Here is a 12,808-nt window from a genome sequence, read left to right as displayed (position 1 = left end):
TGGTTGGTTCTGTCCTTTGCGTTGGGTACTGATCCGCCCGTTTCGTTGACTCGTCGTCGCCTGCCGGCCGTCGATGACGAGCGGATGGTGTGCCGGTCGCGCGAGCGGTCCCGCTCGGCGGCAAGTCGCGGCTGTGGTTAGCCGAACCCGGGCTGACGCCGAAAGGAGGTCGGACGGACAGAGTTCATACGTATGACCGGCCGTGGTGGCCCTGACCATGGTGGTTCACGGTCGTCAGCCTTTGACTGCCCCGGTGACTTCACCGCGGCTCAGGTATCTCTGGGCGAAGGGGGAAACGATCAACAGCGGCAGGGTCGACACGACGATCATGGCGTACTTGACCAACTCGCCCACCCGCTGTTGCTCGCTGTACGAGGCCAGGTCACTGCTCAGGCTTCCGGCCCCGGACGCCTCGGACTGGATGAGAATGTTGCGGAGCACCAACTGGAGCGGGTATTTCGACTCGTCGGTCAGGTAGACCAGTGCGTCGAAGTACGCGTTCCAGTTCCACACCATGTGGATCAGCACCAGCACCGCGATCAGCGGCTTGGCCAGCGGCAGCACGACCTGGAGGAAGATGCGCAACTCACTGGCGCCGTCCACCTGTGCCGCCTCGCGCACCTCGTCGGGCACGGACGACGCGAAGTACGTGCGGGCGATCAGGAGGTTCCAGACCGCGATCGCATTCGGCAGGACCATCGCCCAGACGCTGTTCAACATCCCGAGCTCCTTCACCACCAGGTAACGCGGGATGATTCCGCCGTCGAAGAAGAACGTGACGAGGAACAGCCCGGTGATGACGTTGCGCCAGGGCAGGTCTTTGCGAGACAGCGCGTAACCGGCCGACAGGATCAGTACGAGACTCACCCCGGTGGCCAACGTCGTGTAGAGCAGGGAGTTGGTGACGCCCTGCCAGACCCGTGGGTCGGCGAACAGCCGACGGTAGCCGTCCAACGTCACCCCGTGTGGAAGTACCCAGACCTGGCCATCGTTCACCGCGTCCGGTTCACTGAGCGAGGCGATCACGATGAAGTACAGCGGGTAGAGAATGGCCAGCACCGCGGTTCCGAGCAGCAGCGCGACGACGACCGTGTATGCCCGGTCCCCGAACGCGCGCGAGCGGACACGGTGCACCCGGGCCGCCCGGCGGGCCGTGACATCCAGGATGATGTTGTCCACCTAAAGCTCCAGCCGTGTACGGACCCGACGAACGACGGCGTAGAAGGTCAGCAACAGCGCCAGGTTCACGACGGAGTTGAACAGACCGATCGCCGCGCTGTAGCTGATCTGCGCCTGCTGAAGACCGGCTTGGTACACGTAGGTCTGGATCACCTGTGAGGTTTCCCGGTTCAGCGGCGTCTGCATCAGCAGTGCCTTCTCGTAGCTGATGTTCATCAGGTTGCCGACCGCGAGGATGAACAGGACGACCACGGTCGGCATGATGCCGGCGAGGTCGACGTTACGGATCCGCTGCCAGGTACTGGCGCCGTCCACCCGGGCCGCGTCGTGCAGTGCCGGGTCAATCCCCGCCAGCGCCGCCAGATAGATCACCATCTGGAAGCCGGACTCCTGCCACACCGTTGACGACACGAAGAGCGGCCGGAACCACTCCGGCGATCCCATGAAGAGGATCGGTTCGCCACCGAAGAGTGTGATCACGTGGTTGACCAGGCCAGAGCGGGGTGACAACAGGACGTACATCATCCCCACGACCACGACGGTCGAGATGAAGGTCGGCGAGTAGAGGACGCCTCTTACGAACGCCCGCAGGCGCCCGCCGCGCACGTTGTGCACCATCAACGCCAGCACAACCGGAATGGGAAACGCGATGAGCAGGTTGACGACGGCCAAGACAAGTGTGTTGCTCAGCACCCGTGCGAACTGTGGTGAATCGAAGAACCGCTCGAAGTGTTGCCAACCCACGAACGGACTCCCGGTGAAACCGTCGATCGGGTTGTAGTTCCGGAAGGCGATCTGGACGCCGTACATCGGCCAGAACTTGAACAGCACCAGATAGACCAGCGCGGGCAACACCAGCAGGTAGAGCTGCCACAGACGGGCCATCCGGCGCAGCGTTCCAAGCGATCGGCGACGACCGCCGACACCAGTGCGCCCGCCGGCCGCGCCGCGGCTGGTGAGGAAGACCTGGGTCATGCGTCCACCCCCGGCGCAGCAACCGAGGAACGTTCGACCAGCGGGCAGTTCACCGCATCGATGGGGGACGCGCTGCTGCCCGACAGCAGACTCGCGACCCCGCGACGACCCATCTCCGCGAACGGCAACGCCATCGTGGTGAGCCCCGGTCGCAGATGGGCGGCGATCAGCGTCTGGTTGTCAAAACCTATGATCGACAGGTCACGCGGTACGCGCAGCCCGAGTTCCGCAGCAGCCTGGTAGGCACCCCACGCGGTCCGGTCATTGCCGCAGAAGATCGCCGTCGGGCGACGCTTGCGCGACAGCAGCCGACAGGCATGACGGTAGCCGGCCTCGGCGTCGCCGTCCCCGTGCCTGATCAGCGTCCGGTCCAGGCGGAGCCCGGCCGCCTCGACCGCATCGACGAAACCACGTTCGCGGTCGACTGCGGCAGGAAGCTTCGACGCGAGGGTGTTGATGTTGATGAACCCGATACGCTCGTGACCCTGGTCGATCAGGTGCTGGGCAGCAGTCCGGCCACCGCCGTACTCGTCAGGTATTACCGCCGGCAACGACTCGTCGTCAGTCTCCGCGTTGAGCACGACGGTCGGTACCTCCCGCAACGCGGGCGGCACCTTCAAACGCCGGTGATACATCGCGGCGTAGACGATGCCGTCGACCTGACGAGACAGCAGTGAGTCGATCGCCCGCTCCTCCAGCGCGCGATCTCCCCCGGTGTTCACGATCAGCATCAGGTAGCCATCAGCCCAGGCGCGATCCTGCGCGCTCTCGATGATCTCCCCTGCGAACGGCGTGCTGGCTACCATGTCGCCAACGAAGCCGATCAGCCTGGAGTGTCCTTCACGCAGCGACTTCGCCGCCGAGTTGACGCGGTAGCCAAGCTCTGCGACGGACCTCAGGACTCGAGCCCGGGTCTCCTCAGAGATGCGCTTACCTTGCACGCCATTGAGGACGAGACTCACCGTTGACTGGCTCACGCCCGCCAGACGCGCGACATCGTGCATCGTCGGACCTGACCGGTCGGATGAGCCTCGTCGGGGCATCGCGAGCTCCTTGTCCGCTCGTGGGTGACCGTAGTCATACGTACCACTAGATGTTGCGGCGAAGTTACACCCGGGCTAGCGGCGAGTCAACGCCCGAATTTCCGAGGAACGGCCCGAACGCTGCGAGGCATGCGACCACGCGTTCACCAACTGGAAGCCTGGTCAGCGATCACGGCATCCGACCCTCGGCCGTTCCCGTCGTCCATGACCTGCACACCGACCAGGAGTCCGCGGAGGCCGTGCGCCGGTTGCTCTCCGCCTCCTCCCGCCGGCCGCGCTCTTCACCTCGCAGAACCTGATCACGATCGGGGCGGTCCGGGCCTTGCAGCAGTTCGACCGCCAGAACGAGGTCGCCCTCGTCGGCTTCGACGACTTCCCCCTCGCCGACCTCCTGCAGCCGGCGGTCACGGTGATTGCGCAGGACCCGGCCGAGATGGGCTGCGTTGCGGCTTCGCTGATCTTCCGGCGGCTCGACGTCGCCACCTGACCAACAGCACCCAACAGCAACGGGAGGCAGCACTGGCCGAACACCGCGCGATCCTCGAAGCGGTGACCGGCGACGACCCGAAGCACGCGGCCAGATCGCCTAGGCACACGTCCTCGCCGCACGGGACCAGGCGCTCCAGGCGATCAGCGCCAGCCTCAACAGCTGACAACCCACGAACCCGCTCCCCGGCATTGGCCAACCGGCTCGCCGAGGCGACGGCGGCTGATCGAGGTAGCGGCGTAGGTGCCACGCCGGTCATAGCCGCCGGGATGCTGTAGCGCCACCGCCGCGTCGGAAAATCGCACGACAATGGCCGGGAGATTCCGGAGAATCCCCGGTGATGTTCGCCGCCGTCCTCCGCCGAGCGCGCCCCCCGTCGCCTCTCGCCGGCCAGCTCGCTGCCCAGTCACTCCTCTTCGCCCTCGGTGAGGGCACCTTCATGACCGGATCGGCGGTGTTCTTCACCAAGATCGTCGGACTGTCCGCCGCCCAGGTTGGTCTCGGCCTGACCTGCGCCGGCATCGCCGCCTTCCTGGCCGCACTGCCGATGGGCAAGCTGGTAGACCGGTTCGGGCCAAAGAAGATGTGGGCCGTCAGCGCCACCGGGCAGGCGGCGATGTTCGCGGTGTGGCCGCTCATCACCGATTTCAAGGGCTACGTCGCCATGGCCGTCGGCATGGAGGTCATCGGCGCCCTCGGCAACGCGGCGCACGGCGCGTACACGATCGACGTACTGCCGCCGGACGAGCGGGTGAAGTCACGGGCCTACATGTACTCCGCACTCAACGTCGGCTTCACCCTCGGCTCCCTGATCGGTGGCATCGCGCTGGCGTTCCACTCCAACGACGTCCTCCACGCGCTGCCCTGGTTCACCGCGGTGGTCTTCTTGGTGAACGCCGCCGCAATCAGCCGGCTGCCGCGGGCCTCGCACGACGACCGCACCCCACAGGACCGCAAGGCGAAGATCGCCGGGCCCGGACCGCTGCGAAACCCCGGCTGGCTCCTCACGACGTTTTTCAGCGGCGTCTTCTGGACCAATCAGGTGCTGCTCAACATCGTGATTCCGCTGTGGCTGGTGGAGCAGACCGACGCCCCGCGGGTGCTGCTGGCCTTTCTGTTCGGAACCAACACGGTGATGTGCATCTTCCTGCCGATGGTGGCGGCCCGCGGAGTCGAGGACGTGCCGACCGCGCTGAAGGCGGTTCGGGTGTCGTCCACCTTCTTCGTGCTCTCCTGTCTGATCACGCTGGCGACCCACGACACCGTCGGCTGGGTCACGATCGCGCTGGTCTGGCTGGGTCACGTCACCGTGACCGGGGCTGAGCTCTATCTCTCGGCCGCCAGCTGGTCCTTCGAGGCCGAGCTGATGGACCCGCGTCAACGCGGCGCCTACCAGGGCGCCGCCGAGCTGAGCAGCACCCTGGGCCGGGTGTGGGCGCCGGCGGTGTACACCTTCCTCGCGATGAACTGGGGCGCCGTCGGCTGGCTGGTGATCGCCGGCATCATCGTGGCGGCCACTATCGGCGTGCACCCGTCGACCCGGCTGGCGCGGCGATTCCTGGAGCAGCACGTACCTGCCGAGGTGTTAGCCGACGCCCGTGCCTCCAGCCGCGAACCCGAGGAGGCCGTCGCGGCCGGGCCGCCTTCGCTCATCAACACCGACGAGCCGCTGCCCGAGTCCACCGGTGGTCTGATCCGCTAGGTCACGCCCGGTCAGTTTCCGGTGCCCAGGGCAGCGAATCGGCGTCCATCGTTCGCCTCTGTAAGTGAGCGTCCGGGAACTTTGGTTACCAGTTGCCGGTGCGGGCGAGTCGGCGTGACATTGTCATGATCATGGCGATGTAGATCATGGCCTCGTGGTGGCCGGGCTTGGTCTCATAGTCGCGTACGCAGCGTCGATGCTTGCTGATCCAGGCGAACGTTCTCTCTACCACCCACCGGCGGGGCAGGACGACGAAGCCCGGCTCGGTGCGTTTGACGATCTGGACAGTCAGGTGCAGGACGTTGCGGCCCAGGCGAGCATGCGTCCGGCGTATCCGGCATCGGCCCAGACCAGGGCGATGGTGGTGAAGCGTTCGCGGAGTCCGGCCAGTAGTCGGTGGGCGGCGTCGCGGTCTTGCAGTCCGGCCATCGTGACGATCACGGCCAGCAGCAGGCCGCCGGTGTCCACGGCGAGGTGCCGTTTCGTTCCGTTGATCTTCTTGCCCGCGTCGTAGCCGCGGCTGGTGCGGGGCACCGTGTCCGCGCCGCGCACCGACTGGGAGTCGATGATCGCGGCGGTCGGCTGCGGGTCGCGGCCCTCATACACGCGGACCAGATCGCGTAGCGCGTCATGGACGGCCCGCCACACACCGGACTTGGCCCAGGCGCGGAACCGGTCGTGGACGGTGGTCGGTGGCGGAAACCCGACCGGCAGTTGCCGCCACGCGATCCCGCCCCGCACCAGATAGAAGATCGCATCCAGGACCAGGCGACGGGGATGCTTCTCCGGCCGCCCGCCCCGCCCGGCGGTGTTGCCTGGCGCGGGCAGCAACGGCTCGATGATCGCCCACTGGGCGTCGGTCAGCGAGGAGGACGGGTAGAACCCGCAGGTTGGCGGTACTGACACGCCGGCCGGGTGGGCTGGGCATGACGAGCAGACACACGCAGGCGACAATGACACAACGAGCTCCTGGTGAACGGCTGGCCTAGACAACCGCCGATCTACCAGGAGCTCGCTTCATATCGATCCACTACACGCCGTGCTTCATCGCCTTGTGACCATGCGCCCTGCCGAGTTCCCGGACGCTCACTAACGATCTCGTGCGCAATAGGACGGTCGGTGGGGTCCGTCCGGCGTAGGTGATGATCTCCGGGTGTCGGTCCGGTGGGCTCGTCGTGTGTTCAGTCATCCCGCGTTCACCGGGATCTCCCGTCGTCATCTGCACCTGCTACGTACCGAGCTGCGTGTGGTGTGGCTGGCCGGGCGAGAGGGCCGGCTGTATGCCCGTCGGGGTGGCCACCGGCAGCGGGCGGCTGGAGCCGGCCGGCGTTTGACGCTGCGGTTCACCGATCGGCTTGTCGCTACCCTCGCTCATCTGCGTCTGGGGGTGCCGCACGAGGCCCTGGCGGTGGCGTTCGGGGTGGACCGCTCGACCGTGACCCGGGCGATCGGGCAGGTACGGCCCTTGCTGGCCCGTCGCGGGTTCGCCCGCCCGAGCGGGATCCGGCTGCACACCCTCGCGGACGTGTTCGCCTACGCCGCCGCGGAGGGTGTGACACTGCGGCTGGACGCCACCGAGATCCGGGTCCGCCGACCACGCGTCGGCCGGCCCGGCCGCAAGGCGTTCGTGTCCGGCAAGGCGAAGCAGAACACGATCAAGGCCACCGTGGTGGCCGACGAGTACGGGGCGACGCTGTGGTGCGGTGGGCACCGGCCGGGCCGGATGCACGACACCACGGCCGCCCGGGTTGAGGGCATCGAGGCCTTGCTGGACGCCTACCCGCAGGTGAAGGTGCTGGTCGACGCCGGCTACCAGGGCCTGGCCAAAGACCATCCCGGCCAGATCACCGCTCCGCCGCTGAAGCTACGCCCTGGCGCACCACCAGTCCGGCAGGCCCAATGGGAAGCCGAACGGAAACACCAATCGTCACAACGTATCCCGGTCGAACATGCCATCGCCGAACTGAAATGGTGGCGACAACTCCAACGCTTCACCGGCCGCCGCGAACTGCTGCCCGAGACCATCGACGCCGTCGCCGGCTTGGTCTCCGATCGCATGATCACCTGGTAGCTGAAGCGAATCACCGCAGCTCACGGCTCTACGCAATTGCGCACGAGATCGTAAGACCATTGCGGGGGCTCGGCATGTGCGTACCGCTGCCGATGCCGTGCAGGGCTCAGGGCCTCCGGTTTTCGATCACATCGGTGACGAGCGAAGGCGGCCGTACGCGGGGAATCACAGCTGGCCACCACCAGGCTTCCGACCTATCAGCAGGGCGGGTGGTAGGCGATGTCCGGGATGTGCTGGCTCCATTCATCGCGGCTAATGGACTCCCCGCTGCTGGCGCAGATCCAGGCGGCGACACGCTCTGGGTCGGGGTCCCACAGCCGGATCGTGCTGTCGGCGCTTGCGCCCGCGAGGGTGTGCCCGTCGGGGCTGAACAGGGTGGTGTAGAGGGGGTTGGTGGAGTTGGTCAGGGTGGCGGTGATCTGCGGGCGACGGGGGTCGTGGGTGTTCCAGGCGGTGATGGCGCCGTCGAGGGAGGCGGCGGCCAGGGTTTGGCCGTCAGGGCTGAAGGTGACCCAGTAGACGCTGCCGGTGGGGCCGGTTAGTGGGGGCCCGAGTGGGACGGGACGCCCGGGAGCGGTCAGGTCCCACAGTCGGGTGGTTTTGTCGGCGCTGCCAACGGCGAGGATCTTGCCTTCTGGGTGGAAGGCGATGCCGTAGACGTAGCCGCTGAAGCCGGACAGGGGTGGGCCCAGGGTGGTGGGTCGTGCCGGGTCGGTGAGGTTCCACAGGCGTGCGGTGTTGTCGGATAGGGCTGCGGCGAGGGTGGTGCCGTCGGGGCTGAACGTGGCGGCGAAGACCAAGCCGCCGGTGTTGGTGATGGTGGCCAGGTGGGTGGGAGCGGCCGGTTGGGTGAGATCCCACAGGTGAATGTTGGTGTCGTCGCCGCCGGCGGCGAGGGTGTGTCCGTCGGGGCTGAACGCGAGGGTTTCGACCAGTGCGGTCGGGCCGGTCAGGATCGCTGGGAGCGGGTTGGGCAGGGCGGGATCGGTCGTGTCCCAGAGCTGGACGGTGCCGGTGCGGGTGCCGATCGCAAGGGTTCGGCCGTCGGGGCTGAACGCGGCGGTGGCGGCGAAGGGCGGCTTGCCAGGCGGACTGGTGATGGTGCTTAGGAGTCTGCCGTGGCGCGGGTCAGTGAGGTCCCACAGGCGGACGGAGGCGTCGCGGCTGGCCCCGGCCAGGGTGCGCCCGTCCGGGCTGAAGGACATGCTGAACAGGGCGTCGGTGGCGCCGGTCAGCTGCGGTGCGGGGACGGTCCACAGCCGGATCTGGCCGTCGTTGCTGCTACTGGCGAGGGTGCGCCGGTCCGGTGCGAAGGCGATGCCGGTCACGGGTGTGGGATGCGGGAGGGTGCTGGTCAGCCGGCCGGTGGCGCTGTCCCAGGTGGTGACGGTGTTGTCGGAGGTGCCGGCGGCGAGGGTGCGCCCGTCCGGGCTGTATTGCAGGGCGTTGATCCAGCTTGTCGGGCCGGTGAGGGCCGGGCCGCGCGGGGTGGGCCGGGCGGGGTTGGTCAGGTCCCAGCGGCGTACGGTCTGGTCGGCACTGCCGCTGGCCAGGGTCTTGCCGTCTGGGCTGAATGCCACGGTGAGAACCTTGGTGGTGTGGCCGGTCAGCGGTGGCCCGACAGCCGTGGGGCGGTTCTGGTTGGTGGTGTTCCAGAGGCGGACCGAGGCGTCGGCGCTGCCGGCGGCCAGTAGGTGCCCGTCAGGGCTGTACGCGACGGCCTGCACGGCTGCGGTTGGGCCGGTCAGGGGCGGGAGCGGGTGTGGAGCGCCCGGCGCGGACAGGTCCCACCGCCGGATCGTCTTGTCGTCGCTGCCGGCGGCTAGGACTCGTCCGTCGGGGCGGAACGCCAGGGAGTAGATGGTGGACGAGGGCCCGGTCAGCGGGGCGCCTACCGGCTGTGGCCGGTTGGGGTCGGTCACGTTCCAGAGGTAGACGGCGCGGTCGGCGCCGGCTGCGGCGAGAGTGGTGCCGTCGGGGCTGAAGGCCAGGGTGTACAGGGCTTGGGTTGGTCCGGTCAGCGGTGGGCTGGCCAGTTCGCGTGGCTGTTCGGTGTTGTGGGTGTCCCAGAGCCGGATGATGTGGTCGAGGCCGGCTGCGGCCAGCAGGTGGCCGTCTGGGCTGAACGCTACCGCTTGGGCGGCGGTGGGGAAGCCGTGCAGGCGGGCGACGGTTGGCTGTAGGTAGGAGTTGAGCAGGCTGGAGCGGGCTTCGGCGGTGGGGGCGATCCGGTACCCGGCCAGGCTCAGCTGAGCGGCCAGGGACACGTCGCGGCTGCGGAGCCGATCTGCGCGTCCGGCGACCAGCCGGGAGATGGCCTGGTTGCGCTGCTCGACTGCCTCGTGCCGCTGGGTGTCGGCGAGGGCCCGCTGGTGGAACGCGTAACCGGCGAATACACATGTCGCCAGGGTCAGTGCCGTGAGCGCGGCGATCACCTGCACAGCCCGGCGGCCGCGGCGGCGCTCGTGGCGGGCGCTGGTCTCGAGGAATTCCCTGCCCACTGCGTTCAGTTCGGTCCGGTGGTCGGCGGCCCACTGTTCGGCGGCGGCCAGCCGGGCACCGCGATAGAGCGCGGCCGGGTCGCGGTTGTCCCGCCGCCATGCGGCGGCCGCGGTATCTAGTTCTTGGCCGATGACCAGCCCGGCACGGTTGGTGTTCAACCAGGACCGCAGTGTCGGCCATGCGGTCAACAGCGCCTCATGACTGATCTCGACCGTGTCGATGTCCGCGGTGATCAGCCGTGCGGCGATGAACTGGTCCAGCAGGTCCTCCATCTGCGCGGCCTGCCGTTCGCCGTCGGTGAGCAGTTCGGCCAGGCGGACCCGGCGGCGGGCGTCGGCCATGTCGGGAGACACGTGCACGAGGCGCAGGAACAGCCGTCGGGCCAAGGCCTGCTGGTCGGCGGAGAGTCGGGCAGAGATGGTGTCGGCGGTGGCCGCGACGGCCCGGCTGATGCCGCCGACCTCCCTGTAGGAGGTGATCGTCAACTGGTGCCGCTGTCCGTGCTCCCAGGTGGCGTAGAGCGCGTGCGACAGTAGCGGCAGCATGCCGGCGGCCTGCCCGCCGGTGCGGTCGTCGCCGCGCGGGGACAGGTCCCGCAGTAGCAGCTCCACCAAGCCTTCTTCTACCTCGAGCTTGGCCTTGCGGGCCGGTTCGATTATCGCTTCGCGCAGTTCGGCCTCGGTCATTGGACCGACCGTCAGCTGCCCCTCCTGCAGCGCCGCGAGCAGTTCCGGGTAGCGCAGCGCGTGCGCGTAGAAGTCCGCGCGGAGGCCGAGCACTACGAGCGCTCCGGTTGGCTGGGCGGCGAGTTCGGTCAGCTCTGTGATGAACCGCTGTCGTTCGTCTGGGTCGGCGCAGCTGGTGAAGGTTTCCTCGAAGTGGTCTACGACCACGACCAGCCGGCCTGCACCAGTTGTGGTGTTGTCCCAGTGAAGGCCGTCCAGTTGGGCCGCGAGCGCCTTCACCGGCTGCGGCCCGGGAGTGAACAACAGGACCGGCCAGCTCGCCGAGCCTTCCAGGGCGTCGTTTCGCAACGCCGCGATCATGCCGGCCTGCAGCAGCGACGATTTGCCCGAGCCGGACGCGCCGACGACCACCAGCACGCCCCCGTCGGTTGCGGTCAGGTCACCGAGCCGGGCCACCAGCTGCTCGGTCAGCCCCTGCCGTCCGAAGAACCAGTCGGCGTCATCGACCCGGAAGGCTGACAGCCCTCGGTACGGCTCGGCTCCACCCGGGCGCCGCCCTGGTGGTCGGCGCACCCGCCGCCACGCCTGCAACCACCGCTCGACCACACTCGGGTCATCCACCCCGCAGGCCGACAACAACTGCTTCAGCGGCTCCTGGGACGAGATCGACGGCAGACCACGGCCCGCGAACCAGTCCCCCACAGTGCTGCGCCCGCCGACCCCGTGGACCTTGGCGGCCACCTGGCGAACGGTCAGGCCGGCTCGTTCCCGCAGCAGGGTCAACTCCCGCGCGAATTCGGCGCGGGTACTGATCCCGTCGATGTCCGAGGACAGCTCGCCAACTGGTACGTCCGGCATGGTTCCCCCACGGCACCGCGCACGATCAGTAATGAAGCGTCTACATCTTATGGAGCGGCGCGTGGGCAACCCCGCACAGAAACTGTCCGGATATTGGTTGCAAAGACTGAGGAATTGCCCTCAGAAGGTGGCCCAGCAGCCAGAGCAGGAGTGCATCATCATCGATACCTACTGACGTCCCGCAATCCTTATACGTTTGGACACCGGGACCTCCTACGGTAGGTGTCCGAGGTTGTCCGGGGAATTGCCGTGGCCGTTCTGAGCAGGGCGTACGGGACCGACGATGGACGCGGCCCGCTGGCTTCCCAGCCGGCTGTTCGTCCCGCGCCGTTCGATCAGGAGCAGGTGACTCATGCCCAGACCACCCTCGTCCCTCCGCACGTCCCATGAACCGGCCAGCCGCCCAGGAACTCTCGCCCGACGCGCGGCCCTCATCGTCTCCATTGTCGTTTCGCTGCTCGGTGGGTTCGATGTACTTGGCGCCCCTCCTGCTTCGGCTGCCGACACCGTGGTCGTCTCCGGGGTCGTCGTCGATGGCGCCGACTTCCCCCAAAACGGAGTGACTGTCGAGGTGGTTAACGCCGGCACCAGCGTGACCACGGGCACGGATGGCACGTTCGAGATCCACGTGTCGCCGGGCGTCTACGACCTGCGATTCACGCCGCCATCGAACTCCGGGCTGCGGAGCTATCTGGCCACCGGCGTCGACGCCACCAGCACGGCCTCCCTACGGATCATCCTCAAGCCGATCACCGTCATTCACCTGGAGGGGGTGGTGCGGGACGGGAACGACAACCACTACCCGCGTACGTCGCTGACGTTCATCCCGGCTGCCGGCGGCCCGGCCACCTCCGTCACCGCCGACACCACCGGCCACTACTCCGTCGAACTCCTCGCCGGCCAGTACCGCATCAGCGCCTTCCACTTCCCCGGCACGGTCTACAGCAGCGTCAACTTCAAGAACCCGGTCGACTTCGAACAGAGCCAGACCTACGACGTGGTCATGCCGATGTCCACGCTGACCGTCTCGGTCCGCGACCTGGACGGCAAGCCGGTAACCGACGCGAGCATCGCCTCCGACCCCGACTACCCCAGCACCGCCGACTACTCCGGCTTCACCTTCATCAACCCCGCCGCCGTCGACACCACCACCGGCGATGTCGCCCTCAACATGATCACCGGCACCAAACCCCAGAACGCCAGAATCACCCTCAAATCAGGACTGACCGTGCCGTTCGCCGCGCCCACCGTCGACCACGATCAGTCCATCGCGGTGACGATCCCCCGCTCGATCCACCTCGAGGG

At 67.7% G+C, this 12,808-nt stretch carries 9 protein-coding genes; 4 read left to right on the top strand and 5 right to left on the bottom strand.

The annotated features are described in order from the left end of the window. Nucleotides 1-234 precede the first annotated feature (234 nt). Genes ACGFI9_RS36060 through ACGFI9_RS36050 form a run of 3 tightly spaced genes read right to left on the bottom strand, consistent with a single transcriptional unit; the run spans nt 235 to nt 3,158 of the window. Entirely contained in the window at nt 235-1,179 is a 945-nt protein-coding gene (locus ACGFI9_RS36060) for a carbohydrate ABC transporter permease (RefSeq protein ID WP_393185380.1), read from the bottom strand. Next, on the bottom strand, nt 1,180-2,154 hold the full coding sequence (locus tag ACGFI9_RS36055) for an ABC transporter permease (protein WP_393185378.1): 975 nt from the start codon (nt 2,152-2,154) through the stop codon (nt 1,180-1,182). It abuts the gene before it with no gap. Next, nucleotides 2,151-3,158: a LacI family DNA-binding transcriptional regulator gene (locus ACGFI9_RS36050; RefSeq protein ID WP_393185376.1), complete on the bottom strand. Its 1,008-nt coding sequence runs from the start codon at nt 3,156-3,158 to the stop codon at nt 2,151-2,153. Before ACGFI9_RS36050 ends, ACGFI9_RS36055 begins: the two co-directional genes overlap by 4 nt. Nucleotides 3,159-3,492: 334 nt before the next feature. Here ACGFI9_RS36050 and ACGFI9_RS36045 point away from each other — a divergent pair, with 334 nt between their 5' ends. Together ACGFI9_RS36045 and ACGFI9_RS36040 are read left to right on the top strand one after the other, a co-directional pair. After that, nucleotides 3,493-3,684, top strand: a complete 192-nt coding sequence (locus ACGFI9_RS36045) for a substrate-binding domain-containing protein (protein WP_393185442.1) — start codon at nt 3,493-3,495, stop codon at nt 3,682-3,684. A gap of 340 nt (nt 3,685-4,024) precedes the next feature. Continuing rightward, the gene (locus ACGFI9_RS36040) at nt 4,025-5,386 is read left to right on the top strand and encodes an MFS transporter (protein ID WP_393185375.1); all 1,362 of its coding nucleotides are present in this window, start codon (nt 4,025-4,027) and stop codon (nt 5,384-5,386) included. Between the two features lie 288 nt (nt 5,387-5,674). Here the strand turns inward: ACGFI9_RS36040 and ACGFI9_RS36035 are convergent, their stop codons facing one another. After that, nucleotides 5,675-6,292, bottom strand: coding sequence for an IS5 family transposase (locus ACGFI9_RS36035; RefSeq protein WP_393185373.1), 618 nt, complete (start codon nt 6,290-6,292; stop codon nt 5,675-5,677). 424 nt (nt 6,293-6,716) lie between these two features. Between ACGFI9_RS36035 and ACGFI9_RS36030 the strand changes: the two genes are divergently transcribed. Beyond that, nucleotides 6,717-7,457, top strand: a complete 741-nt coding sequence (locus ACGFI9_RS36030) for a transposase family protein (protein WP_393185371.1) — start codon at nt 6,717-6,719, stop codon at nt 7,455-7,457. Nucleotides 7,458-7,654: 197 nt separating this feature from the next. Here ACGFI9_RS36030 and ACGFI9_RS36025 read toward each other — a convergent pair whose 3' ends face one another. Then, complete coding sequence (locus tag ACGFI9_RS36025) at nt 7,655-11,503, bottom strand: helix-turn-helix domain-containing protein (RefSeq protein ID WP_393185370.1); 3,849 nt, start codon at nt 11,501-11,503, stop codon at nt 7,655-7,657. Nucleotides 11,504-12,074: 571 nt separating this feature from the next. Between ACGFI9_RS36025 and ACGFI9_RS36020 the strand changes: the two genes are divergently transcribed. Beyond that, the coding region (locus tag ACGFI9_RS36020) for a hypothetical protein (protein ID WP_393185368.1) at nt 12,075-12,808 on the top strand (734 nt) is incomplete at its 3' end.

Origin of the sequence: Micromonospora sp. NPDC048930 (genome assembly GCF_043197935.1) — a bacterium.
Lineage (GTDB): Bacteria > Actinomycetota > Actinomycetes > Mycobacteriales > Micromonosporaceae > Micromonospora.
Note: the sequence above shows the minus strand (reverse complement) of the source record. Positions and strands in the feature narration are given on the sequence as shown.

Coding starts and splice junctions, on each gene's coding strand:
- ACGFI9_RS36055 (WP_393185378.1), bottom strand. CDS start 2,154: ATGACCCAGGTCTTCCTCACCAGCCGCGGCGCGGCCGGCGGGCGCACT.
- ACGFI9_RS36050 (WP_393185376.1), bottom strand. CDS start 3,158: ATGCACGATGTCGCGCGTCTGGCGGGCGTGAGCCAGTCAACGGTGAGT.
- ACGFI9_RS36040 (WP_393185375.1), top strand. CDS start 4,025: ATGTTCGCCGCCGTCCTCCGCCGAGCGCGCCCCCCGTCGCCTCTCGCC.
- ACGFI9_RS36025 (WP_393185370.1), bottom strand. CDS start 11,503: ATGCCGGACGTACCAGTTGGCGAGCTGTCCTCGGACATCGACGGGATC.